This window comes from Janthinobacterium sp. GW822-FHT07A03 (assembly GCF_058798815.1).
In genome coordinates, this window is record NZ_JBXAKW010000011.1 from 15,605 (window position 1) to 40,995 (window position 25,391).

The window sequence follows — 25,391 nt, forward strand, 5'->3', positions numbered from 1 at the left end:
AAAGATGGCGAGACGGCAACGTTCTAGGCAATCTGCAGTGTCAAATGCGGAAACAGCAATGGCGGATGGCAATGGGCGGTGCGGTGGAGCGCGCCAAGGCCACATCCAAGGGCGGACGGACTTCCGGTAGGATGGGTACGTCAAGAACCACCCACAACAGCGGCACGACAATGGCGACGAAAGGCGGCAGGTCGGCGCCGGGTATCTTGTCCAGGGATTGTCTGGCGGCGTCGCCATGCGAGTAGACATGGCACAGGGTCGATTGATCCGTATCCATGCCGGTGCAACCGGGCATGTCCGGCATGGCCATCATCATTGCATGCATGGATGCAGTCTGATTACTCCCCGCCTGCGGCGCGCCCGGACACAGGTACGCCGCTGCAGCATGCTGCATGAACAGCATGCTGAGTATCGCGACGAACATCGTCAATAAGCGCGTGGAGCGAGTAGTCTTCATCAACGTTTTAAAGGAATGCAGCCAACCTGGTTGAGATAGGAGTCGACAATTATGAGTCCTTTTCCATATTCACACTGTAATCGTTCCAATGGCGGGAAGGTCAAGCTTTTTCTGTCTACCGCTACATGTCTTGGGCATACCAGTACATTCAAGTGTAGCCGGCGAGCCGGGAAGATGTTGGCACCGCATTGCCAGTAGCTGCTGGACGGTAACTTTCGGCGCATTTCTTTGTGCCGGATCGAACACAAATGCCGCTGTTGGTCCATTTTTGCCGGACAGGAGACGTTCACGTTTTGCCGCGGTCACCCACCAGAGCAACTACGAAAGGGTACGTTGCTGCGCAGTTTGTCGAACGGATAGCGTGCGATCTCGTAGCTGGCTGATCCAATGACGAGATCGGGTCTGACCTGTCGATCTCCCCTGCCCTGCAGCGACTCATGCCGCGCGCCAGCAAAAGCAGGCCTTCCCTGGCTATAGCTGCCGGCGAAGGATGGTTTATCCGATCGAGGCAGCAGCAGAACGCCTGCTTTTGCGCGCTATAGCGGCACAGTTGGCTACGATAAACTAGCCCGTCATCTGCTTCGTGCGCTCGGCCGGATCGGGGACTTTGCACGCTGGCGTTGGAGTTGCGATCACGGCTGACGCGACATGACACCTGACGGTATCACGCCAAAGCAGAAGCTTGCCGTGGTCGCTTAACCTCGACTTTTAGCGCGCTCTAAGACTGGGGGGGATTACCGGTAGAGCCGCCCCCTGGCTTAATCGGGATTCCAATATATTGACTGGACGCCTGCCGATCTCAGTACAATGCCTCGATGAATGCGAACGATCCCTTCGACCGCGACAACTTGACCCCTGCAGAAACCCTTCTTGCCGGGCAGAAGATTGCCCGCGACTATTTTCAGGGCGAGCTGTATCAACGCGATGGCGTTTCCCGCCTCGAGGGAATCACTATCGATCAACTCGACGGCGCCAGGTTGGACCTCGACGAATCTGAGACCGGCAGGCTGTTCATGATCCCGGATGGCTCCACTGTGTGGGCGCTCGAAGTAAGGGAGCACGGCGAGGCGCCTGCCGGCTTGGACGTCGTGTCGAACAACCTCTTCATGGCCGAAGACGAGACCACCAGTGTCATCGCCTATAGGGATGACGAGGGCACATCCCTGCGCGTCGACGCGCTCTATATCCGCCGACTGATGCTCGCCGCCGACGCGCCTGAACGCATGGCCACGGTCGCATTCGGCCTGATGGCTATCTCTGCTTACCGGCTAGGCTTTGACCACATTTCGCTTTTCGCAGCTGGAAACGGACCGATCGACCCAGACGACCCGGACGGTTTCGTTGGATTCGCTGAATGGCCGAAATTCGGGTTTGACGCACCACTCGAACCGGCCGAACTGAACATGGCACCATCCGAGCTCCTGCGTGCTTGCCGGACGGTCCAGGAAGTTATTGCTGTGGACCAAGACTGGTGGAATGTACACGGCAGGGGCCGGGATATGCGCTTCGACTTGAGCGCCGACAGTCGAAGTTGGGCGATTCTGCTAAACTACCTGTATCAATCACTCCCTCTACCGGAGATTGAACCATGACCGCCTTGAAGAAAACGCCTCTGCCCCAGAACAGTGCCTACAAATTGGCAGCGGCCGCTCGCCGCGCCAAGGTTGCTTCCATGAGTGCGCCGATCATCGGTGAAGTCAAGCCATCCCAGGGCCGGATCCGGGTCACGCTGGGTGGCAAAGCCATCAGCCGGGATGCCCGTTCGGGCGTGTTCGGACCGTCTTCGATCGACATTCCGGAATTTTCCAGCGTCCGGAAGCCCAAGCCAGCATGATGAAGCGGCCAGTGGCCGCTTTTTTTTCGCGCGCGACACCCCTCCGGCAGCGCACAACCGTCATGCTCCAAGACGGCCAAGGATCCAAGGAAGCTATATAGCGACGTTCTCTGCCGCGCAGACAACTCCTCCTAGGAGGAGTATCGTTTTCCCGAATAAGCTCAACAGATAGCCGATCCAGTACTTCTGTATACCAGCCAGGTAGGTCACTTCGTCCTTGGCGCTCCAGTTTTTTTTGCTGTCATATTTTTAATATCCTCCGCTTGCGCCGTTTCGCCGGCTCACGTCCATTCTGGCGTCACGACACGATCCATGCGCACTTGCATCGTTCGGACTGTAGTGTGCCAAAAGCCCGCTGGCGTGGTTGCCCCGGGTTTCGTGCTCGCGATGCATGAATCGCCACCAGTAACTTAGACTCTCCTCATCCATGGTTTTCGGACGATGAACAACCGATGGATCGTGTTGGGGCCCTGAGTGTCTTGCCAGGCGCCTGGCCTGCGATCTCGTCGCTGCCTGATCCAACGACGAGATCGGGTCTGACCTGTCTATCTCCTCTGCCCTGTAGAGACTCCTGCCACACGCAAGCAAACCATGTTTGAGCTTCGGCGGGTCACCTTGACTCTTTCGTGCCATCGCATCTGTTAATTTTGACAATTCAAGAAACTCATGGACCTTGCAGTTTTTGACGTCCTCAGCATATACTGTTTTTATGTACAGTAGTTTTGAGCATGATCAATAACCTCGCTCGCCAGTCGCCATGCTTTCACCGCCCCTTCAACGCACCAGCCCTACCGCATTGGCGAATAGCGCCCTGCTGCGTGACGTCTGGCGGGCAAGTGAACTGAGTCGAGGTACAACCAGCACAGTTACTACCGGTCATAGCATCTTGGATCGTGAGCTTCCGGGCAACGGTTGGCCGCAATCGACCTTCACGGAGTTGCTAGTTCAGCAAGCTGGTATCGGGGAAATGCACTTGTTGCGGCCAGTGCTGGCGCAACTGTCGCAACAACGTCGGATCGCCCTGGTGCAGCCGCCGTACCTGCCCAACTCGGCCGCCTGTAAATTCATGGATTTGAGTTGTCCGAACCTGCTTTGGATACGCGCTCCCGGCACCGCCGATGCGCTCTGGTCGACCGAGCAGATCCTGCGCAATGGCAGTTGCGGTGCGGTATTGCTGTGGCAGACGAATATCCGCGACGAAGCACTGCGGCGCCTCAATCTGGCGGCGCAGACCACCGAGACGTTCTTCTGGCTGGTCCGGCCGATGAGCGCAGCGGCAGATGCGTCACCAGCGCCGTTGCGCCTGGCATTGCGCCCTGCCGCCGGTGGCATTTCCACTCACATTGTTAAACGGCGTGGCCCACATCATGAGGCGCCACTCTTTATCCCGCTGGCTGACATGCCGGCCCGTCAACGATTTTTGGACGATCAAAATGCGGTTCTGGTTCAGCGTACACCTCCCACTGTTGCCTCTCGAATGCCTCAGGCCGCGCTGGTGTGAGCCAGGGCCGTACGCGGTGGTCGAGAATGGCCGCATCATCACAGTCTCGCAGCAAGCCTTTGCCGAAGGCGTGCGCGTCGGCATGCGCCCCGGCGGCGTGGCGGCCGTGTCGCCGGATACCGTCATCCTGGAGCGCAGCCTTGAGCGCGAACGGATTGCCAGCAATGCCATCGCGCTCGCCCTCCTCCAGTTCACCCCGGAAGTGGCGCATGCCGGCGACTTCAGCCTGCTGCTGGACGTGACCGCCAGCCTTCGACTGTTTAACGGGCGAGCCGCCATCAGCCGGCGCATTCGCGCTGCCCTGCAAGCACTGGGCGTGACCGCGCAGCTCGGCACGGCGCCGACGGCCATGGGGGCCTGGCTGCTGTCGCGCTGGCAGCTAGCCAAACGCCAGGTCATTTTGCGGCGCACGGTGCACATGCGCTCACTGGAGCGCCAGCTCGACCGCATGCCCTGCGCCTATCTGCCGAGCACGGCAAGTCACCTGGAGTGGCTAACCGACATTGGTGCCGATCATCTGGCGGCGCTACGGCGCCTGCCCCGCCCTGGCATCCAGCGCAGGATGAACAAACAAGTGCTCGATGAGCTCGACCGCGCCTATGGGCTCGCTCCTGAACTGTTTGAATGGATCGCCATTCCCGAAACTTTTTCAGCGCGCATCGAGACTTTTGACCGGATCGAACACGCCGATGCCCTGCTCGATGGCGCCACTGGCCTGTTGCAGCAATTTGTCGGATGGCTGGTCGCGCGTCAGCAGGCCGTGAGTGTTTTTGTTCTGCTGCTGGAGCACGAACGCGGCAAGACCGCGGTCCCGCCCACGCCGATCGAGATCGGATTGGCAGAGCCGACCTGGCGCGATGAACATCTGATTCGGCTACTGAAGGAGCGCCTGGCGCGCACGGAACTGGTTGCCCCGGTTATCGCCCTGCGCCTGGAAGCGCGCCTGCTCACCGCGATGGCGCCACCGACACGAGACCTGTTTCCCGAACCGGGCGGGAGCCCCGCCGACTACAAGCGCCTACTGGAATTACTCAGTGCCCGTCTTGGTAGCGACAACGTCCTCTCGCCTGTCGAGCATCACGACCATCGGCCGGAGGAAAGCAATGCCTGGGCTGCCGCCACCGAAAAGCGCAAGGCAGTCAACGCCGAGGATGAGGCGTTTGAGCGCCCGTTCTGGCTGCTACCTAAACCTATCCCGCTGCTGCTGCGCGGCGAACGTCCCTTCTATGGTTCCCCACTAAAAATGCTCAAGGGGCCGGAACGCATTGAGGCCGGCTGGTGGAACGATCAAATCGCCGCCCGCGACTATTACATCGCGCAAGGAAGCGATGCCACCTGCTACTGGATCTACCTGGAGCGGATAGTCGACGGCCGCTGGTACCTGCACGGCATGTTCGGCTGATCATGGACCAGCCGCCAATTTCCACGCTGCCCGACTATGCCGAGCTGCAGTGCATGAGCCATTACTCCTTCCTGCACGGCGCCTCTCCGCCCGATCAATTGGTGGCGCGCGCGGCCCAGCTCGGATACCAGGCCATCGCCGTGGCCGACGAGTGCTCCCTGGCCGGCGTGGTCAAGGCGCATGTGGCCGCGCGGGAGTGGAACATCCACCTGATCATTGGCAGCCAGATGAGAGTGACACCGGAAGACGGCACGCCACCTTTTACTATATTGATCCTGGCCATGGATCGCGATGGCTACGGCAACCTGAGCGAGCTCATTACCGCTGCGCGCACACGCGCCGACAAGGGGAGTTACCTGGTGTGGCCACGCGACATCGCCAACCCCAACGGATCTCTCGCTCACTTAAAAGGGCTGCCTGGCTGCCAGCTTATTCTGTGTCCCAAATATAACGCCCCCTATGAAGAGATCGAGCGGCAAGCCGAGTGGCTGGTACGCAGCGCGCCGGGCCGCGCGCGCGTCGCTTTGACGTTGCACCACCGCGCACAGGATGACCGGCACCGCGCCATGGTCGAAGCCATCGGCGCCGAGTTCAGCCTGCCGGTGGTGGCCACGGGCGATGTTGTCATGCACCTGCGCTCGATGAAAATCATCCAGGACACCATGACCGCGATTCGACTGAATACGCCGGTTGCGCAATGCGGCTATCAGCTGGCCTCGAATGCCGAAGCGCATCTACGCTCGCGCCTACGGCTGGGTAACCTGTATCCGCGCGACGCCCTCGATGAAACCCTGCGCGTGGCCCAGCGCTGCACCTTCTCGCTTGATGAACTGCGCTATGAATATCCAGGCGAGATCGTGCCCGAGGGACAGACCCCGGCCAGCTACCTGCGCGAGCAAGCCTATATTGGGGCGCACTGGCGCTACCCGCACGCCATTCCAGACAACGTGCAGGCGCAGCTCGAGTATGAGCTGGAACTGATCGGCGACATGCAGTACGAGCCCTATTTTTTGACGGTATTTGACATCGTGCGCTTTGCCCGCTCGCAAAAAATCCTCTGCCAGGGGCGCGGATCGGCGGCGAATTCGGCCGTGTGCTACTGCCTCGGCATCACCGAAGTCGATCCTTCGCGCGGCACCCTGCTCTTCGAGCGCTTTATCTCACGCGAACGCGATGAGCCGCCCGACATCGACGTGGATTTCGAACACCAGCGGCGCGAGGAGGTGATTCAATACATCTATCGCAAGTACGGCCGCATGCGGGCCGCCCTGACCGCCGTCGTGATTTCCTACCGCCCGCGCAGTGTCCTGCGCGATGTGGGGCGCGCGCTGGGCGTGGATCTATCGGTGGTCGACAAGGTGGCCAAAGCCTCGCATAGCTGGGGCGGGCGTGCCGACCTGCAGCAGCGTCTTACCACCTGCGGACTCGATCCGCACTCCCCCATCGCCGAGAAATGGGCGGCAATTGCCGAGCGCCTGATGCGTTTTCCACGTCATCTTTCCCAGCATCCGGGTGGTTTCGTCATTTCGCGCGGTCCGCTCTCCCGCCTGGTGCCGATTGAAAACGCGGCCATGCCCGAGCGCACCGTGATTCAATGGGATAAGGACGACATCGATGAACTGGGTCTCCTAAAAATCGACATTCTGGCGCTGGGCATGCTGTCGTGTATAGCCCGTACCCTGGCTTTGATCTCGGAGCAGCGTGGCGAGCGTTTTGAACTGGGCGATATTCCCCATGAGGATGCCGCCACGTACCAGATGATCTCTAAAGCGGACACCGTCGGCGTGTTTCAGATCGAATCGCGGGCGCAGATGTCGATGCTGCCGCGCATGCAGCCGCGCGAATTCTATGATCTGGTCATCGAGGTGGCCATCATCCGGCCTGGCCCCATCCAGGGCGGCATGATCAATCCGTACCTGCGCCGGCGCCAGGGTCTGGAAGCAGTGACCTATCCGAGCCCGGAGATCGAGGCGGTGCTGCGGCGCACGCTCGGGGTGCCGATCTTCCAGGAGCAGGTCATGTCGATCGCCATGACGGCGGCGGGATTTACGGCAGGTGAAGCCGACCGCCTGCGCCGCGCCATGGCCGCCTGGAAAAGAAAGGGTGGCCTGGAACAGTTCGAAGATCAGCTCATGAGCGGCATGGCCGAGCGAGGCTACAGCATCGAGTTTGCCTCGTCGATTGTTGGCCAGATACGCGGCTTTGCCGAATATGGTTTTCCGGAATCCCATGCGCACAGCTTTGCCCTGCTGGCCTATGCCAGCAGCTGGCTCAAGTGCCACCATCCCGCCGAGTTCCTGGCCGCCCTGCTCAACAGCCAACCCATGGGGTTTTATAGCCGTTCATCCCTGGTGCAGGACGCGCGCCGGCACGATGTCGAGGTAAGACCCGTCGATGTCTGCGCGAGCGGGTGGGAAGCATCCCTGGAGCCGATGGCGGACGGCAGACTGGCGGTACGCCTTGGTTTAAATAATATCAACGGGATGGTGAAAGAGGCGGCCTGGCGCATTGAGGAAGCCCGCGCTGCAGCCCCCTTCAAAAACACACGCGATGTTGCCATGCGCGCGCAACTCGATGCGGGGGATATGAAGGCGCTGGCGTCGGCCAATGCCCTGGTAACGCTGACGGGTAACCGGCGCATGGCCATGTGGGATGCCGCGGCGAGCGTGCCGGAGCGGGATTTGATGCGCGCGACGACCATTGCCGAACCCGTGCTGGAGCTGGCGCCGCCCACGGAAGCCGATGACATCGTAGCGGACTACCGGCATGTCGGCCTGACACTGGGCCGCCATCCACTCGCTCTCCTGCGTGAACGGCTCAACAAGATGCGCTTTGTACCTTCAGATATCCTGAACACCTTCAGCGATGGCCAGCTGGCCAGGGGGTGTGGCATTGTTACCGTGCGGCAGCGGCCGGAGACGGCCAAGGGGGTGATCTTCCTCACCCTGGAAGATGAGTTTGGCACCATCAACATCATTGTCTGGCCCACGCTGGTGGAAAAGCAGCGCGCCGAACTGATGAATGCCTCACTCTTGGGGGTGTACGGTATTTGGCAATCAAAGAGTGGCGTGCGCAACCTGATCGCCAAGCGGCTGGTGGATTGCTCGCATCTGCTCGGCCAGCTTGATACGAAGAGTAGGAATTTCCACTAGTAACCCATCAGTTGAGCCGAACGTGTACAGGAGGGAGCTACCATGCAACGCCCCAACAGGGCCTGCAAACCGGTGGCCTATCTAGTTACTTTGTGTGCAATGGTTCTAAGGCCACGATGCACTCATGAAGCATGGATGAGTGCGATGATCTCGTTAAGTCTTGTAACCGCTCAAGAACCGGTATGTCTTACGTGCTATGCTGTCAGGATTAAGTAGTAGGTAACCAAGGAGGTAAGCTATGCGACATACTTTTGTTTTTAGTGCTGCGGATGCCCAGCATATCAACAAGAAATTAATGGAGCAATGTGCCGACACGGATATTTCTTCACAATCTGGCCCTGCCGCTGTCAAGAGTGGTGTACTCGTTTCTGGTGCTGCCGCAAGGCAAGCCAGAGGGACTTCTCTCACATTCTCGGCCAAAGAAATGAACGAAGCAATGACTAAAGCACGCAAGCTTCTAGCTGCTTGAGTTAGGCCGTGGCGATGTACGTATACGATCAGCTCGTGACAGGCCCCAATGATTTTATTGGGGCCTTGGCATATTCACTCTACAAACAAACGAAAGTGGAGTGGATCATTAATTTAAAAGCTGCCAATGGTGGACTAGAGCCAACGGCGGCAGAAAGCATGATGTTTCATGATTTCAATGTATTGCCGGCACAATTGCAGGGTTACAAGGATCGCGCGGCGGCTCTCGCCGCCACATTCCTGAATGTGGCTACCCAGGAACGGTTAGATGATCTTAGCGCTGATACCTTGCAATCAGCGCTGGCCACCAAATTTGATTCTACACATCAAACGGTTGCGACCGAGTTAGCATCGTTCAGTGCGGAATTGGCATCACGGCGCGGAATTTACGGCTGGATGGCCGAGGTCGGTGCCGCACTCATCACCAATTTCCTCACGATTATCCTGGTTGCTCTCATTGCATATGGGTATGGGAAATTCAATGCCATAAATTCTGCGGTTGATGCAAAGTTGAATCAAGCGCTTCCTTCGACCTCTGGCCAGCCCAGCGAGAGAAAACCAGACAATCAGTCGAAGGCACGGGAATAGCTTTGACGTGCCATCACCGGTTCTCTCGAGATGCCTGAAATAGTGTCGACAGGTTTACCCTGCTGGCTAAGATGGGTGTTTGACCGATGAAGTAGCCGGCCAGCTTACCTTTCAGTACGCCCCCCCTTTTTTTTGCTGCGGATCCTGCAAGATTGGCTTGCCCAGGCTTTGCTTATTCATAGAGTGCAATAGAAAACCTGTATTTTCAAAGAGTTAGTTGACGACGTTACATGCCATCAAACTCGCCGCCACGTTCCAATAGGACGCGGGACTTCGACAGGCACCACTGAAAGTAAGTGCCTGTTGCCCTGAAAAGGAGGACGACAGGCTTACTGCAAAGTATCATGTTTCGCGCCAAATTTAACCTAATCGTGTAAGTTGAGTTTTTACATAGGCATGAAATTGTGCATGGGTTAGGTAAGTTGCGTTTAATTTTGATTTGAGCTCAACCCCCATTACGACCAAGGTCTTCCTATTTTCAATTGATTGTGATTTTTCAACTTTGCGCAAATGATAATTTAACTCGTGCTCTTGAGAAAAATTTACATACTCGTGATCGCTTAAGGACATTTTTAATTCTCCTTTGTGTTGATTTTTGGCAAGTTGCCAAAAATTAAATATGGCCTTTAGTTGGTAATTCAACCCCTCTTTCGAAGTGAATTTTATTTGCATTTGAATCGCCACCAGCAGCTTGGATTCTCCTGGTCCATGGTTCTTGAAAGGTGAAAACCGATAGATCGTGTTGGGGCCCGGGCGTCCTGCCAGGCACTTGGTGTGCGATCTCGTAGCCGCCTGATCCAACGACGAGATCGAGGCCGACCTGCCAATCCCCTGCCCTATAGGGACTCTTGCCGCGCTGAAGCCATAGTTGCTTGAGCTTCGGTGGATAACACCATGAACTCTTTCGTGGCAAAACCTCTTGCAGCGTTAATCCCTGGATTTGCGGGTTGCGGCGTGATCGATTCGAGTTCTGTTTCGCATCATTTCCGCTCTGCAACGATGCATTTAAGTTAAAGTGTTGCGTTGATCGATTGAATCCGCAGGCGGAACCTGACAACGACGGCAACCGGCCAGCAGCAAACATTGACGCATATGCGCTTAAAGGAATATGACGTGGGTAATTTGAATGAAGGTGCCAAGGAAGCACGTAGTGAGATCAAACGCTTCCAGGAATACATCAATGCGCCGAGTTTGGTGCCAGAGCAATGCTACCGCATGGCTAGTCCGACTTATGGGTTAGTGTGCTATGTGAACCAAGTTACGGCTCTATTCTTGAGCAAGAACTACTCCGTGATTCCAATCTTTCTGAAGAGGTCATACGATGCGCTTTTGGCAGTCACTCATGCTCGAGTAAGTGACCCATACCGGAGTCTGGTCATCCATTATCTTAGCCACGTTGCTCATTTTCTGGTTGATTACTCTTGCCTAGACCAAGATACGGCGAGCAATATTGAATTTATCCCACCGGCACTGCTTGAGCTTTCGCCTAGTTCGTTACCTGCAGACTTGTGCGTAGCAAATCAGTTCTGAACGGCATTACTTGCATGATTTTTATTGAAGTGCCGTTTTCGGCCAATACCATACGTTCCACAACACAGCTTCGGACAATCAAGGTGTGAAGTTTATGTGCAAGTGCAAAGAAGTCCCGCTGGCGATTGCTAACCTCACGTACTGGCAAAAACGCTTTGAATACAAAGGAGCGGAGGAGTTTTCTACCTATTTTCAAGATTTGGATACAGAGACTTTTTCACCCCCACTCGATTATGAAATTTCAAATTATGAGTGCAAAATTTGCTCACAAAAATGGAATGTAGAATGCGCACCTGAACAAACAACTTGGGCTGTGTTTGCCATGAAAGATGCTGCGGGTGGCTTGACTTGGAAGTCACCTAGCGTAGCGGCGCAGAGAGCTTTCCTTGAGCTGCTAGCACACCGTGGATTTTCTGAGGACAGGTGTCTGTTCAAAAACTGCACCGGTCTGGCCTTAAACGGGCGGTTGGTCTGCTATGCTCACCTTCCGTAATCGGCCAGGAGCAGCCGTTGCCAGTGATGGCTTTCCGCAGTTCCCTTCTGCCTGAATCGCGACCATGAAGAATCAATACCGTGTAACAAAATATGACCCGTCGCTGAGAGATGCGACAGGCGCATACACAGGCTGCGATTGGACTTCGCGATCTGATATCGGACGGGTATTTGGCGGTGGGATGTTGTCTGAGGCGGTGTATCTGAATGTTGAAAATAGCTACCTGTCTGCGATGAAAAGTTTCTTGGATGAGGCAGGTATCGAGTCATTGGAATTGACGGCATTGGAACGTGGCGACGCCCCCGCAGATGGCGTCCTGCACCGGGAGAACCTCTCTATTGCTCAAAGCCTCGATTTCGCGCGTATCGTCCTTCGCGAAGAGGCCTGGGGAAAACTCGTCGTGCCAGGTAAGGCGTATGTCCACTTTGGCTATGACTACTACATGTACATCGGAGTACCCTCGAAATGCGGGCGGTCGATTGCCATCGCACGCGATCTAGGTCTATTTGTCGAACGAATTCGCTCGCCTTATCTTCGTCAACAGCCATTCAGAGAAGTTACCCGTTGACTCCGTAGAGGTCCGCATTTTAACGACGAATTGGGCGGAAGCGGGCGGTGCTACTGGGGCAAAACGCCATCGGTACCTTAGACTTTCCTGATCCTTGGCTCTTGAAGGATGAAAAAACGATGGATTGCGTTAGGGGCTTGGGTTTCCTGCCAGGCTCCTGGCACGCGATCTCGTAGCTGCTTGATCCACCGACGAGATCGAGTCTGGGTCTATCTCCCCTGCCCTGTACAGGCTCCTACCGCGCGCTAGCAAAAGCCGGCCGTCCCTAGCCATAACTGCCGGCGAAGGATGGTTTATCCGATCGCGGCAGCGGCAGAGCGCCTGCTTTTGCGCGCGATAGCGGCACAGTTGGCTACGATAAACTAGCCCGCCATCTGCTTCGTGCGCTCGGCCAGATCGGGGACTTTGCACGCTGGAGGTGGACTGCTCATCGTGAGCCTCCCAGCCCGCTCAATTGCGAAAAGCAGTACTTTGAGCATCTAAATAGCGCCTAGAGAACTCGTGGCGATTCAATGGAGGCCCTGGACGACGCCGCCGACCAGATGCGCGACGCCGGCGCCTGGATCAGCTGGAAGTTCCCCCTTGTGTTCGCCCTAGCCCTCGCCAGCGCTGTGGCTGTGGCCACCAACTATGCCATCGGTCGATTCACTCTCTGCCCGCCCCCACCGCAATCGCGGCGCTCCGATCGGAGATGGCCGATCTGGAGGCGGGCATAACGGATCTGACTAGGCTAGGCGGCAGGATCAATCTCATCACCTGCGGCGGGCGAATCCGCATCGAAGCGAGCAACAACCAAGGCAAGGACGCTGCCGGAAACCCTGCACCGATGGGTTCGTGGTGTACCACCGATGACCGCGACGTGGCATTGGTCATCCCTCGCGGATACTCATCCGGCCATCAAGGCGGCGGAGAAGTAATGACGTCCAATGGCGCGAGTTGCGCTAGCAGTACCAAATGCTCGACGGCCTTCACTTTCTGCAAGTTAGCAAGCGTAGAAGTGCCGCCCAAGGCGAGGGCCGGCACGAAGCCATACATTTCGTCATGTTTCAGACGCCCCAGTTTTGCTAATGCGGGGGTGAACATGCACGCAAAGTCATTTGCCTTTCGAGAAAGTGCACCAAAAAACAGTCGCATCCCGAAGTCCATTTTTTCGCCAACGAATCGCGATTTGCGAGGGATGCAGTAAGAACCGGGAGCAAAAATTCCCAATGAATCTCCTGTCTTTTCGCCCCAAAAATATAGCTCTCCAAATGCACTTCTGGCGATGAGGTGATAGGCGTCTTGCTCCATGAATGAGGTATCGCCAATCCACGCCTCTCGTACTGGATCATACTCTTGTGGGTCAACAGTCCAAAACAGGCCATTGGCATAGCCGCACCAACCATGCTCTGCCCAATAGGACAACAACTGATCCGGCAGCTTGCCACGATAGCGCTCGATGCTTGACGGCGGCACATACCGCTTGTCGAATGCCGGGCCAAAATCGTTCAGGAAACCCGCGAAGTCTTCATCCATTTTTTGCCTCATTTGCATCGTTCAAGTTTTGCATTCATTTTATTACCACGCAGGGCTTCTGGAACTGCGTTTGCCGCCCTGTCCAGCTCAACCAAACGCTGCCCTTTATTCCATTGCGCACCGATGCGTGAGTTGATATTTCGATCCCCGAAGTCGCCAATTTTATCCTTCCCTGCGGCTACCATGTCCGGGTTATGTAATGCTGCCAACGTCTTCATTTTATCGGCAGCTATTGCGGCAGATTCAACCTTTGCGTCCGAGAAAGACATTCCTTTTTCACGAAGGCTGTCTAACGCATCTTTCTGCAACAAATTTTGATAGGCCACCCTCGCATTTCGCGCCACGTTCGGATCGCGCACCGAAGTACCGGCCGTAAATGCCTCACGTCCTTTGATATACTCAGCAACCGTCATGCTATTGATGCCAGCCTCTTGGCCTGCGAGTTGGCGGTCAAACTCCGGAACGCCGCCTTGGGGTAGTCCGTTGACCTTAAAGCACGGCACTGTCTTCTTCGGCATGCCATTGGGCCGGGGGCGCCCCGGCGCCCGCTCTGAGCCGCGTCGGCGCGGTGGTGGTGGTGACTCCCCGTGGCCCATACCCCCGCCGCCGCGTGGCCGCAGTTGGGGAAGGCTGTTCAGCTTACCCTCGTTCTGCTCGACCCATTGCGCCACTTTCGGCCCAAGGCGCGGGCTCTTGCTGATTTCCTTCAGCGCCGCCGCCTTGCCGCCCTTGCCCCTAGTGACGTAAGCCAGCAGTACGGAAAGGATGGTGGTGATCATGATGACATGGCCATGAGCCAGGTAGAACGCCCCCGACGATGGGCTGCCCCCTGCCATGCCGTAATGCGACAGCCGGTCCTCCCTGGTCGGCCCCCACGCCTCACGGAAACCCTTTTCGTAATACTCCAGCGCTTGGGGAACGGACTGAACCACGCCTTCCACCAACGATTTCAGGCCCAGCAGCGACAGTACTGCGCCGCCCGCATAGCTGCCGGCAGCAGCGCCGGCAGCAGCGCCTGGCACAGCACCGACGCCGCCCAGCAAGGCCCCGCCGATACCTCCGATCAGCCCGCCTGCGATCACCGATCCCCCGTAGTACAGGGCGATGTCCTCACACACCGCCATGAGGATGCTCCAGATCGAGGACAGGTTGATGCCGGAGAGTTCTCGAGCGATCATGTGCTGCGCCGCCGGCCCCGAGTCGGCCAGTGCCTGGCGCACGCGCTCTACCCGCCCCATCTGCTCGTAACCCCAGCTGGTGCGGGAGATGTCGGCCGACCGCCCCATGCTGTCGTAGGACTGGCCAGAACCACCAAAGTGGCCACCCCACTTCAGCTCATCCTCTTTACGTCTGAGATCGAACCACACGCGCCACGCATCGCCTGTTCTCATCCGAATACCCCCAGCAACGACCAAGGGCCATTCTTGCTTGGATGCAATGCGGCGACGTTGACACTGCGCAATGAGAGGCAAACAGGGGAAGCGGAAAAAGTAGTACGTTAAGGACGTTGCGCAAACGATCCTTCGCGCACGAACAACGTGTTTGATCGCTCACCGGTTCTGCGAAGCACCGGGTGCGCGACCTCGTAGCTGCCTGATCCAACGACGAGAGCGGGTCTGGGTCTATCTCCCCTGCCCTGCAGAGACTCATGCCGCTCTCAAGCAAGAGCTGCCTGTGTAGTGGTTTAATGTACCCGGACACTGATTTAGGCGAGATTGCTCGCCACAGAGAGGTGTTTGATGAGCAAGCAAAGTCGTACGTTTTCCCCTGAGTTCAAGCAGCAGACGGCATGCCTGGTACTGGATCAAGGATATAGCCATACGGAGGCAAGCCGGTCGGTCGGCATCGGCGAATCAGTGCTGCGCCGCTGGGTGCAGCAGCTTCAGTTGGAGCGGCAAGGCATCACGTCACAGAGTAAGGCAATGACGCCTGATCAGCAGCGAATACAGGAACTCGAAGCACGCATTGAGCGTCTCGAGCGGGAGAAGTCCATTTTAAAAAAGGCTACCGCGCTCTTGATGTCGGACGGGATAGAACGTACGAGGTAATCGATCAGATTTGTGGTGACGAATCAATCGAGTTGATCTGCGCGGTGTTCGACGCAGCGCGGTTATGCCTGTATGCGTATCGGGAGCGCCCCCGGCACATTGATGTTGAGCGCATGGCATTGCGTAGCCGCGTGCACGAGCTGTTCGTCGATCCCCAAGCGCTGGGTGGTAGAGCGCAGCTTTGCCTAGCTGGAGAAAAACAGACGACTATGGAAAAACTGCGAACGATGGCTCAACACCCGCTTGCAGTTCATCCACTTGACGTTCCTGGCGATGCTGATCAGGAGATCGTGAACACGTTCTAAGAATATCTTCGCACTCCTCGTCTGCGCCCGAGAGCTACAGGTGATCGAACGTTGCCCGTAGATGCACTGCAAAGGCCTCGGCGGTTAGTGGCTTGGCCATGTAGTAACCCTGTGCTTCATCCACGCCCCACTCGCGTAGCAGCGCCAAGGTTTCCGCTGTTTCGACGCCTTCGGCTACGATGTGGTACTCCAGCTCCTTAGCTAGAGCAATCAGCGACTGTGCGATGCGCCGGTCGCGCGGGCTGGTGTCGAGGTGGCGGATCAGCGACTGGTCGATTTTCACCACCGAGGCCGGAACTTGCTGCAGGTAGGCGAAATTGCTGTAGCCAGTACCGAAGTCATCCAGGGCCAGTCCCATGCCCAGCGCACGGATCTCGTGCAGCAAGTTGAGCACCGCCGGGCTATGCATCCACAAGCCCTCGGTGCACTCGATCTCCACCATGGACGGCTCGATCCCGGTTTCCCGGCAAGCCGCTTCAAGACGTTTGATCAGGTCCGCCTCCTCGAAATTGGGCGCCGCCAGGTTGATGGCGAGCTTGACCGGCAAGCCCTCGTCCTTCCATGCCGCCATCTGCCGCAGAGCCGCCGCGACGACCCATGCCGACACGGGCCGAATCAGGGCGGTGCGCTCGACCAGCGGGATGAATTCCGCCGGCGAAATCGGCCCCAGCTCGTGATGCCGCCAGCGCAGTAGCGCTTCTCCGCCGTGATAGCGGTTGCTGCGCAAGTCCAGTTTGGGCTGGAAGTCCAATGTCAGGCCGCGCCCGTCCGCTTGATTAGGCAGCAGCGCATCCTGAATGTCATTGAGCAAGCGGAAACGCCGCTGGTGCAGCACATCGGCTTCGGCATCATAGTCGGACCAGCGCTGGCGCCGTGCCAGCGCCTCGTGCAGCGCAGCCACTGCCTTGCGCGGTGCATCGCGCAGGCTGTCGTGGGTCGGTTCCACGCGGACAATGCCACCATAGCTGGGCAGGTTCAGGGGAACTGCCATACTCTCCACCGGCTCTTCCAGTGCCGCCGTCAGGCCGCGCAGATGCAGGCCCAGCGTATCGCCCCTGCCTGCATGCGAGAGCAGCGCGAAGCGGCCATCACTGATGTGATACACGTCGGCCTCGCCCCTGAGCAAAATCTGCAGGCGTTGGCCGACGTTGCGGATCAACTCGTCGTGGATGCGCGGGCCCAGTACGCTAGCGATCTCGAAGGAAGTAGTGGCGTCGGGCATGTCGATGTAGGCGAGCGAGCGAAGGCCCGTCGACGCGCCCTGCGCCGACGCATCGACCGGCACCAGCGACGCCAGATCCTCGCGCAGCTGGTACTTGTTGGGCATGGCGGTCAGGGAATCGACCCGTCCGATGGCACGTCGCAGCAGCAGCTGCGACATGGCCAACGCGGCCAGTTGTTGCAGTTGCCGGCGCTGGGCAGCGTCAAAGCTTCGGCGCCGGGTATCGGTCACGCACAGGGCGCCGATGGCGTGGCCTTCGGGCGTGAGCAGCGGCGCCCCCGCGTAGAAGCGGATGTACGGGGGGCCTGCGACCAGCGGGTTGTCGGCGAAGCGTGCATCGGCGGCAGCGTCCTCAACCAGCATCAGGGCGCGCTGGCTGACGGTATGGTCGCAGAAGGACAGCTCACGCGAGGCCGCGCACATATCAGGGCCACTTTGCGACTTGATCCACTGTTGCCGAGCGTCGATGAGCGAGATGTAGGCACCGCTGACCTCGAACAGGGAGTGGCACAGGCGAGTGATGTTGTCCAGGTCTTCGGAGGTGCCCGTGTCGAGCAAGTGCAGGGCATGCAGCGCGGCCAGGCGCTGCGGTTCATCGCCGGGCCTGGCCGTCAGGGCCATCCTGTCGTTAGCCACGGGCACGCTTGCCGACGTTGACCAGGCGCAGCGGGGGCGGCGAGGCCGGTTCCGCGATTTGCACAGTGGCATCTTCGAGAGAGAGGGCAAGGTCCATGACCGGTGCCGCCGGAGAGGGCCTGCCCAACTGGAACACCCCTACGGCGTGCGTCAGGTGCCGGGCCTGGTCTTGCAGACTACCCACGGCGGCGCTGGCTTGTTCCACCAGGGTGGCGTTCTGTTGTGTGACCTGGTCCATCAGCGCGATGGCCTTGTGCACCTCTTCGATACCCAGGCTTTGTTCACGGCTGGCCGAGGAAATCTCGCCCATCACATCGGTGACCTGCCGCACGCTGGCCACGATCTGCTCCATGGTCTCGCCGGCGCGTTCGACCAGGCGCGTGCCTGCCTCCACGTTGTCCACCGAGGCATCAATGAGCTGTTTGACCTCCTTGGCCGCTGCGGCGCTACGCTGGGCCAGGTTGCGTACCTCGGTGGCCACCACCGCGAAGCCGCGCCCCTGCTCTCCGGCGCGTGCCGCTTCCACGGCGGCATTCAGGGCCAGGATGTTGGTCTGGAAGGCTATGCCGTCGATCACGCCGATGATGTCGACGATTTTGCGGGAGGAGGTATTGATTGCTGCCATGGTGTGCACCACTTCGTCCACGATGGCACCGCCTTCTTTGGCGATGTCCGAGGCGTTGTGGGCCAGTTGGTTGGCCTCGTGTGCATGGCCGTCATTCTGCTTGACGGTGGCGGTCAGCTGTTCCATGGCCGAGGCGGTCTCTTCCAGGGAGGCGGCCTGGTCTTCCGTACGGGCCGACAGGTCGCCATTGGCGGCGGCGATCTGGGCGCTGATGGTGGCGACACCGGAGGCGGCATCCCGTACCTCGGTCACGGTACTGCGCAGATTGCCGCTCATCTCGGCGAGCGCGGCCATGATGCTCTGATGCTTGCCGGACTCGACCCGCCGCAGCGTCACGGTGTGATACAGCTCGCCGCGATCGACCGCCAATGCCAGCTGCTTGACTTCGTCAGGCTCGGCACCCAGGGCGCGGCCGATGCTGCGGGTGATCAGCATGGCCAGGACCGCGCCGGCCACCATGGCGATCGCCAGCAGCACCAGCATGAAGGTCTGGAAGTCGCGTGCCGTCGAACGTGCCTTGGCCGATTCGGCCTGACTCATGCTTTCCTGCAGATCGATGAACGCATTGACCGCCGCCAGCCATTCGATAAAGGCCGGCTTGGCCTCGGCCAGCATGACCCGGCGCGCGCCATCGGCGTCACCGCTGGCGCGCAAAGCCATGATGCGCGCGGCCAGCGGCACACTGCGGGCTTCTACCGCCTTGATCCGGGCCAGGGCCTCGCGCTCCTTCGTATTGGGTGCATGTACTCCATGGGCGGAGAAGATCTCATCGAGGGGCTTGGCCGACTGCTGGTAGTCGGCGTCGAGGCGGTCGATCAGCAATACGACATCCTTGACCTCGGTATCGCCTACCAGGGTCAGGTCGCGCAGGGCGATAGCGCGGTCATGGACGCTGCCACGAAAGTTGATGGCATAGCGTTGCTTGACGTTATTGTCCTCGCTCACCGTCGTGAGGCTGCCTTCGATCGAATTTACCTTACGGATGCTCACCACCGTCAGTACCAGCATCATCGCCAGCACCAGGGCAAAGCTCAGCCCAAGCCGGGCGGCGACACTGAGCGTTTTTTGTTTCTCATGTGCACTGATCATTTGTTTCCCTTGTTGTATAAATTGCTCAGGCACCCTGCCGTTTTGGCTGATGGCCCCGCCATCCTTGTCGGAACCGGCGTTTATTTGATAAGAGACGATGGCAATCCCCCAACGCGAAAACCGAACCATGCGTCTGGCGCTTCAACGCAGCGCACACCCCGCCAACTGGATGGACGTGGCGACCCGAAACTATCCGCGGCCGTCACTCCCCCCATCCCCGACATCAACTAAGCCTTTGCCGGGCCGCTAGCCGCCGTTCCCTTACGAAACTATTCCGGCTGCTGTGTACTCAACCGCCTAGCACAGAGTGTCTAATATTCTGACCCGACCTTAGGTGGTTGGCAGAGCCTGCCCGCACCGTAGCCAAAGACGGAGCCGAAGGCGGGAGAAGAATCTAGCAAGAAGGTGAAGCTCGCGGAGGCGGTGCATTCGCTTGACCGCCACCAGCCTACGCGGAGAAAGGGTACCGGCACAGCTCAGATGGCAAGCCCAGTCTAGTTACCGTGCATTACACGGGGAGTTTAAAGGGGAACACAGGCGCAACGGATCGTGCATGGTCCGGACGAGCCGCCTTCGCGTGACATAATCCGTGCCGCTGCAACGGGCGGCCGTGGCGCAAACCGCGACCGCACCGCGCGAAGTCTAGTTACAGACCCAGGTCGGAAAGGCTCGGATGATCGTCGGGGCGGCGTCCCAACGGCCAGTGGAACAAGCGCTCGGATTCCTTAATGGGGAGATCGTTGACGCAGGCGTAACGGTTGGCCATCAGCCCATCTTCATTGAATTCCCAATTCTCATTCCCATAGGAACGGAACCAGTTGCCGGAGTCATCGCACCATTCATAGGCATAGCGCACACCAATGCGGTTCCCTGTAAACGCCCACAGTTCCTTGATGAGACGATATTCCAATTCCTTGGACCACTTGCGATCAAGGAAGGCTCGCGCTTCGTCGCGGCCATTGGCGAATTCAGCGCGATTGCGCCACTTGGTATCCAGGCTATAGGCCAGGGAAACCTTTGCCGCATCGCGGCTGTTCCATCCATCTTCAGCGAGGCGGACCTTTTCAATCGCTGACTCGCGGGTGAATGGCGGAAGGGGCGGACGAATTTCAGTACTGGATGACATGATATGACCTTAACGGTTAGGTGAACTAGATCCTGCTTGTCGCGGCAGGGTTGATAAAAGCAGGGCTGCCGCCCTGCCTGCACTATCGGCGGCACTAGCATCGCCAGTGACCATTGCAACTGCTGTCGCGCCATCGATTAGGATTAGAAAATAGGTTGCGACTTCATCAGGATTCGCCAAACCTGACTCATTGGTCAGCTCACGAAGGTAGGAAAGCAGACGCTCTTTATGCCGCGCCGAAACGGCCCCAATTTCGGGGTTCGTAACCCCCAACTCACCCGCCGCATTGATGAAGGCACATCCGTGGAAGTCAGCAGCGTCAAACCACTGCCGGAGAGCGAGAAACACCGACTCCAGCCGCCCGATAGGCGTACTGGCCCGCGAAGTTTCCTCAATAAACCACGACATCCACCGCTCGTCCCTCCCCTGCAGGGCCGCTGCCACCAGCTCCTCTTTGTTTGGGTAAAGCTTGTAAATACTGCGCCGAGCCACACCCGACTCTCTGACTATCGCGTCCATGCCTGTCGCGTGAATGCCCCCGGAGTAAATGAGCTTCTCCGTGCTTGCCAACAGGCGGGCGTTAAGGGGCGAGTCTTGGGAAGTGTCCATGTAACGTAAGATGTAGAATGATCGTTCTCAATATAGTAGAACGATCATTCTTGTGGGTCAACTATTTTTTTAAGTTTCTGAGCCAAGAATTGAGCACCTCTACTAAAGTGGTTGTATTTTTGAGATCGACAGCCCCTTCCCTACACCGAACTCCTTCTTTGCATATGACCGGTGGCAGATCGCCACAAGAGATTTGGGACGACTGTAGTCCCGTAGCCCATCGGCAAAGGCTGTGCTGATATTTTCCCCTCAGCCGGTAACTCTGCAGGCGCAAAACCAGTTCAGGACTTCCGCATGCGGATTCCTCTTGTGGATGATGTATTTCATGATTTCGAGACTTCGTGGCTCGGCGTACGGGGGCAAGATCAAACTGAATCGCCACATGAAGCATAGACACTCCTGATCCATAGCTCATGAAAGACAAAAAACCGATGAATCGCGTTAGGAGCCCGGGCGCCCTGCCAAGCAGCTGGTGTGCGATCTCGTCGCTGCCTGCTCCAACGACGAGATCGGGTCTGGCCTGTCTATCTCCCCTGCCCTGCAGAGACTCCTTCCGCGCGCTAGCAAAAGCAGGCCTTCCCTAGCCATAACTGCGGGCGAAGCATGGCATAGCTAACCGAGGTTGTAACAGAGCGCATGCTTTTGAGCACTATGGAGGCACAGTTGACTACGACAGGTGGTCCATCATTTGCTGGATGCGCTAGATGAGATCGGGGATTGGGTACGCTGGCGGTGTATTTGGCGAATCAGTGGGGGGAGTTCGGCAGCATGACCGGACACACATAGCCAATGACGTCCAGGATTGGCCATGCACAGCGGCTGCACATTCCGGCTCTGACGTTGGCTCTTATGCGCGCATGCGGCCGCTTACTTAGGCGGCAAACCGTGACGCTCCACCCGGGGTGCGTTTGCCTGCGAATAGTGGATCGTCACACTTTCACTGTGTGCATAGATGGGAGGCTCGTTGCCGGCCCCTTTGATACCCGTGTCGAGCATGAGCCGGTCGTGGATCACGGCCTGTTTGGTCGTGTCGTCCAGCTGGGTCAGGAAGTAGGTGGTCATCGAAAGTATCGTGCCCCTGTAGGTGCCGTGGAGCTCGTCTACGTCGCCAACCTGATATCCGACTTTATCGAGATCGGCGATCAGTTGGTCCAGTTCCCGTTCGCGTTGCTGTAGCGGATGGACCAGGCGTTGGATGACCCAATCCTTCACATCCGGTGAGATTGAGAACTGCCCATCGCGCTCGATAACGGCCTGCAGCTTGGGCTTCTCGAAATCGACGGAGTTATCGTAGATGTAGACGGCATCGGCAATCTCGGCCGCGCGCGGGAGCAGCGCGAGCGTGCGGTGGTAGCGTTCCCGCACTTTATCGGGCGCGACGTAGTGCCCCGTAGTCGTGCCAGTTTCGTAGCGCAGCGTCACTCGATCGACGTTCTTTTCCGGGTCGTCGGTGGTGATGAAGGTCAGGAACAGGCGGTAGTCTTGCTCCTTAAGCATCAGCATTTCGTTGATGCGCGACGGATGGGACATGACGGTCTCGAAGGCAAACGGCAACTTGCTCTCGGTCGCTTCAGCACGGATGCGCATGGCGGCGCTCTGCGCGGCTTCATCCCTGGCGTTCTGGTTCGGGAATTCGCCCTGCAGATCCTTGGCCACCTGGTCGGGGTTGATGAAGTAGGCAGGAAGAGGATAGACGCCCCTGACGGTCGCAAGACCTGTCTGCTTGATTTCGTCGATCAGCGAAGTCTTCCCAGACCCATTCGGACCAGCGAACACCACCACATGCAGATCGAGCACATTATCTTTTTTTTCGTTGGACATATAAAAACGCGGTCGAAGCCGCGTTTTCAAGAAGGAGAAGGAGAACTATTTAGCGTTGGACAAGCGTTTTCCGGCGAAGCTCGCTAGATCGAACGTGGTCGCCTTAGATGCATCGCGCTTAGGGCCGTTGCCCATTGCGCGCAGCTTGACTTGGGCAAGCGTCTTGTCCATGTTGCCGGTGATCGCCTTGTCCCATTCCTGGACGGTGGCGCCGAGGAACGGGGCATCGCCCTTCAATACTGTCGGGGAGCTGAACCTACGTGCGCTAGTGCGAATTTTGAGTGTCATGATGTTATCCCTTCAACTTCCTTATAAGGATCATTATAGTCCATTAACGCCAGCCCCTCTCACGAATGCATCAAGTGGGGCCAGTCGGCGCCTACGCCGGCTTCATGCCCTCGGAGGCCGGCTTGCCGCTGCGCTTGGTCCCGCCCCCAGCCTTCAGCATCACTTCCATATCCACCCGCTTCGCACCTTTTGGTACACCACTAGACAGAAAGCAGCCTGCTCCGGTTGAAGTCTCATATATTACAGAACACAAAGCCTAACCCGCAGTATAGGTAGAGACAGGCTCCACAAGAGTTTCCCAATTCAGGGATGTCTCCATATCTGACCAGTACCCCTCACAAGGGGGCGGTGTAATAAACCCCCACTATAGGATTAACTGCCTGTGGTCGTACCTGCCAGGTACATCGCTTTCGTCGGTTTGCTTCCTCTTCGTTTTACCCCACCCCCCCATTGATCAATCTTTCTCACAGCTGCGCGCTGATTTAGCCGCTGGGAATAAATCCCGGTACTAGACAAGCCAGACGACTGTTTTAACCGCCAGGTTGACGCTTGACGCTGGCGCCAGTGCTTGGATTACTGCGCCATTGGCAGTGGTCAGGGATTGAACCCCTGGAAAACCCACCAGAGGAATGCAGGTCGATTTTTCAGCATGATGTGTTGAGAGCTTGCACGGACAGCAAGTCGTGACAGTAGTTTTGAGTGGCACGCAGCCTGCGCAACCGCACAGGTAGTCGTGTGCGACGCCGGCCAAGTTGATCAAGCCGAGGGCGGACGGCGAAGAAATTTAAAACCAGTAGCTGTAATAAGCGTACGGCCCATTTTTCAACCTTAAGGAGAGTACCCTATGTCACAAAAAACGAAACCATCCCCGCTCGCAAATGCCCTGGCAAATGCGCAAACCCTTATGAATTGCTACAAGGTTTTTAAGTACTTGACGGAGCAATTCATCGCGTCTGACATCGGCGGAAAGATGCTCATTGCCGCTACGCATCATGCACATACAATCCAAACCTGGGAAATCTGGCCTATCTTAGGTCAAATCATTACGGGAGGATGAAGGGTAGTTGTCACTGCACGGGGCTCATTGAACGCGCCGACAGTGGCGGCGAGCGCGCCGGCCTGATCTGCTCGTTGTTCGGGACGGCCAAGTTCAATGGTGTCAATCCTGAGGCCTGGCTACGCCATGTGCTCGCGCGCATCGCTGACCACTGGGCCAACCGGGTCGACGAATTCCTATACTGGCACTTCGCCGCGCAGGTTCCAACGGCTTGAAACACGCCGCTTCCCTGCTGTGTGATGCCATCATCTCGCAATACCACGCTCAACTCAAGACGGCTCAGGCAAGACGCTTACGACAAGCCCAACACATTTAACATTTAACGCCTTTTCGCAAGAGCCTTGGAGCATTTATCATACATTTGTCTATATGCCGTTTTTGCAGAGATATTCTCATCGTAGACCCACACCACGGTATTAAAGACGAACGGTGTAGCAGCGTCTCCCTTTTCGAGCTTGCCTTCCTGAACCAAACGTCGGAGTAGAGCGTCGCGCGCTATTCCAGCATCTCGCTGCTCGGCAGAGGTTTTGGCTAGCGTTGCCATCGTTTTGCATATTCCATCATCGGCCCAAGCACTTGAGACAAGTGTCATTGCCGAAACAACTAATAGTATCCTCTTGAACATACATTTCCTTTTTGTCACATAGGAGATATGAATAGCCACCAGTAGCTAAGACACTTCTGACCCACAGTTCTTGAAAGATGAAAAACCGATAGATCGTGTTGGGCATGGACGTCCTGCCATGCACCTGATGTGCGATCTCGTAGCTGTTTGCCCCGACGACGATGTCGGGGCTGGCCAGTCTATCCCCTGCCCTGCTGAGACTCATGCCGCGTGCTAGCAAAGCAGGCCATCCCTAGCCATAACTGCCGGCGAAGGATGGCATAGCTGACCACGGCAACAGCAGAGCGCCTGCTTCTGAGCGCTACCTCGGCACAGTTGGCTACGATAGACTGGCCCGCCATCTGTTTCGTGCGCTCGGCCAGAACGGGGACTTTGCGCGCTGGCAGTTGAGTTGCGCTCATGGCCAGCGCGACATGGCACCTGACGGCATCA

22 protein-coding genes and 2 pseudogenes are annotated in these 25,391 nt (G+C 57.7%); 13 read left to right on the forward strand and 11 right to left on the reverse strand.

What is annotated here, in order from left to right:
* Positions 1-40 precede the first annotated feature (40 nt).
* On the reverse strand, positions 41-457 hold the full coding sequence (locus AC1RJW_RS26190; RefSeq protein WP_076573097.1) for a hypothetical protein: 417 nt from the start codon (positions 455-457) through the stop codon (positions 41-43).
* Between the two features lie 815 nt (positions 458-1,272).
* Between AC1RJW_RS26190 and AC1RJW_RS26195 the strand changes: the two genes are divergently transcribed.
* The 7 genes from AC1RJW_RS26195 to AC1RJW_RS26225 all read left to right on the forward strand — a co-directional run bounded on the left by AC1RJW_RS26195 (position 1,273) and on the right by AC1RJW_RS26225 (position 9,402).
* Entirely contained in the window at positions 1,273-2,049 is a 777-nt protein-coding gene (locus AC1RJW_RS26195) for a hypothetical protein (RefSeq protein ID WP_493047509.1), read from the forward strand.
* Complete coding sequence (locus AC1RJW_RS26200) at positions 2,046-2,291, forward strand: hypothetical protein (protein WP_493047510.1); 246 nt, start codon at positions 2,046-2,048, stop codon at positions 2,289-2,291. Before AC1RJW_RS26195 ends, AC1RJW_RS26200 begins: the two co-directional genes overlap by 4 nt.
* 757 nt (positions 2,292-3,048) lie before the next feature.
* Complete coding sequence (gene imuA, locus AC1RJW_RS26205) at positions 3,049-3,792, forward strand: translesion DNA synthesis-associated protein ImuA (RefSeq protein ID WP_493047512.1); 744 nt, start codon at positions 3,049-3,051, stop codon at positions 3,790-3,792.
* Positions 3,793-3,808: 16 nt separating this feature from the next.
* Positions 3,809-5,194 (forward strand): Y-family DNA polymerase, encoded by a 1,386-nt coding sequence (locus AC1RJW_RS26210; RefSeq protein WP_493047513.1) that lies wholly within the window; start codon positions 3,809-3,811, stop codon positions 5,192-5,194.
* Between the two features lie 2 nt (positions 5,195-5,196).
* Positions 5,197-8,346, forward strand: a complete 3,150-nt coding sequence (locus AC1RJW_RS26215; RefSeq protein WP_493047514.1) for an error-prone DNA polymerase — start codon at positions 5,197-5,199, stop codon at positions 8,344-8,346.
* Between the two features lie 238 nt (positions 8,347-8,584).
* Positions 8,585-8,815, forward strand: a complete 231-nt coding sequence (locus tag AC1RJW_RS26220; RefSeq protein WP_139248315.1) for a hypothetical protein — start codon at positions 8,585-8,587, stop codon at positions 8,813-8,815.
* Between the two features lie 8 nt (positions 8,816-8,823).
* Entirely contained in the window at positions 8,824-9,402 is a 579-nt protein-coding gene (locus AC1RJW_RS26225) for a hypothetical protein (RefSeq protein ID WP_493047515.1), read from the forward strand.
* A 360-nt stretch (positions 9,403-9,762) separates the two neighbouring features.
* Here the strand turns inward: AC1RJW_RS26225 and AC1RJW_RS26230 are convergent, their stop codons facing one another.
* Positions 9,763-10,074, reverse strand: coding sequence for a hypothetical protein (locus AC1RJW_RS26230; protein WP_493047516.1), 312 nt, complete (start codon positions 10,072-10,074; stop codon positions 9,763-9,765).
* Between the two features lie 441 nt (positions 10,075-10,515).
* On the opposite strand from AC1RJW_RS26230, the gene AC1RJW_RS26235 reads away from it, so the two are divergent.
* The 3 genes from AC1RJW_RS26235 to AC1RJW_RS26245 all read left to right on the forward strand — a co-directional run bounded on the left by AC1RJW_RS26235 (position 10,516) and on the right by AC1RJW_RS26245 (position 11,993).
* A complete protein-coding gene (locus AC1RJW_RS26235) occupies positions 10,516-10,932 on the forward strand; it encodes a hypothetical protein (RefSeq protein WP_493047517.1) in 417 nt (138 codons plus the stop codon).
* Between the two features lie 94 nt (positions 10,933-11,026).
* Positions 11,027-11,425, forward strand: coding sequence for a hypothetical protein (locus tag AC1RJW_RS26240; RefSeq protein WP_493047518.1), 399 nt, complete (start codon positions 11,027-11,029; stop codon positions 11,423-11,425).
* A 64-nt stretch (positions 11,426-11,489) separates the two neighbouring features.
* On the forward strand, positions 11,490-11,993 hold the full coding sequence (locus tag AC1RJW_RS26245; RefSeq protein WP_493047519.1) for a hypothetical protein: 504 nt from the start codon (positions 11,490-11,492) through the stop codon (positions 11,991-11,993).
* Positions 11,994-12,890: 897 nt separating this feature from the next.
* On the opposite strand, the gene AC1RJW_RS26250 is transcribed toward AC1RJW_RS26245, so the two are convergent.
* Both AC1RJW_RS26250 and AC1RJW_RS26255 read right to left on the reverse strand, forming a co-directional pair.
* On the reverse strand, positions 12,891-13,508 hold the full coding sequence (locus tag AC1RJW_RS26250) for a GAD-like domain-containing protein (protein ID WP_493047520.1): 618 nt from the start codon (positions 13,506-13,508) through the stop codon (positions 12,891-12,893).
* Between the two features lie 8 nt (positions 13,509-13,516).
* On the reverse strand, positions 13,517-14,875 hold the full coding sequence (locus tag AC1RJW_RS26255) for a DUF6861 domain-containing protein (protein WP_493047521.1): 1,359 nt from the start codon (positions 14,873-14,875) through the stop codon (positions 13,517-13,519).
* Between the two features lie 372 nt (positions 14,876-15,247).
* Between AC1RJW_RS26255 and AC1RJW_RS26260 the strand changes: the two genes are divergently transcribed.
* Positions 15,248-15,556: a transposase gene (locus AC1RJW_RS26260; protein ID WP_493047522.1), complete on the forward strand. Its 309-nt coding sequence runs from the start codon at positions 15,248-15,250 to the stop codon at positions 15,554-15,556.
* 150 nt (positions 15,557-15,706) lie between these two features.
* Positions 15,707-15,850, forward strand: a pseudogene (locus AC1RJW_RS26265) (transposase); the annotation flags it as partial.
* A 45-nt stretch (positions 15,851-15,895) separates the two neighbouring features.
* Here AC1RJW_RS26265 and AC1RJW_RS26270 read toward each other — a convergent pair.
* The 6 genes from AC1RJW_RS26270 to AC1RJW_RS26295 all read right to left on the reverse strand — a co-directional run bounded on the left by AC1RJW_RS26270 (position 15,896) and on the right by AC1RJW_RS26295 (position 23,277).
* On the reverse strand, positions 15,896-17,719 hold the full coding sequence (locus AC1RJW_RS26270; protein WP_493047523.1) for a sensor domain-containing phosphodiesterase: 1,824 nt from the start codon (positions 17,717-17,719) through the stop codon (positions 15,896-15,898).
* Positions 17,712-19,433: a methyl-accepting chemotaxis protein gene (locus AC1RJW_RS26275; protein ID WP_493047524.1), complete on the reverse strand. Its 1,722-nt coding sequence runs from the start codon at positions 19,431-19,433 to the stop codon at positions 17,712-17,714. The genes AC1RJW_RS26270 and AC1RJW_RS26275 overlap by 8 nt, the downstream gene beginning before the upstream one ends.
* A gap of 646 nt (positions 19,434-20,079) precedes the next feature.
* Positions 20,080-20,559 (reverse strand): nuclear transport factor 2 family protein, encoded by a 480-nt coding sequence (locus tag AC1RJW_RS26280; RefSeq protein ID WP_070259985.1) that lies wholly within the window; start codon positions 20,557-20,559, stop codon positions 20,080-20,082.
* 9 nt (positions 20,560-20,568) lie between these two features.
* Positions 20,569-21,168 (reverse strand): TetR/AcrR family transcriptional regulator, encoded by a 600-nt coding sequence (locus tag AC1RJW_RS26285; protein WP_070259986.1) that lies wholly within the window; start codon positions 21,166-21,168, stop codon positions 20,569-20,571.
* Between the two features lie 867 nt (positions 21,169-22,035).
* Positions 22,036-22,989: an ATPase gene (locus tag AC1RJW_RS26290; RefSeq protein WP_493047525.1), complete on the reverse strand. Its 954-nt coding sequence runs from the start codon at positions 22,987-22,989 to the stop codon at positions 22,036-22,038.
* A 45-nt stretch (positions 22,990-23,034) separates the two neighbouring features.
* A complete protein-coding gene (locus tag AC1RJW_RS26295) occupies positions 23,035-23,277 on the reverse strand; it encodes a hypothetical protein (protein WP_070259990.1) in 243 nt (80 codons plus the stop codon).
* A 1,080-nt stretch (positions 23,278-24,357) separates the two neighbouring features.
* Between AC1RJW_RS26295 and AC1RJW_RS26300 the strand changes: the two are divergent.
* Positions 24,358-24,549: pseudogene (locus AC1RJW_RS26300) on the forward strand (transposase domain-containing protein); the annotation flags it as partial.
* 104 nt (positions 24,550-24,653) lie between these two features.
* Here AC1RJW_RS26300 and AC1RJW_RS26305 read toward each other — a convergent pair.
* Positions 24,654-24,959: a hypothetical protein gene (locus AC1RJW_RS26305; RefSeq protein ID WP_115057675.1), complete on the reverse strand. Its 306-nt coding sequence runs from the start codon at positions 24,957-24,959 to the stop codon at positions 24,654-24,656.
* Positions 24,960-25,391: the final 432 nt, after the last annotated feature.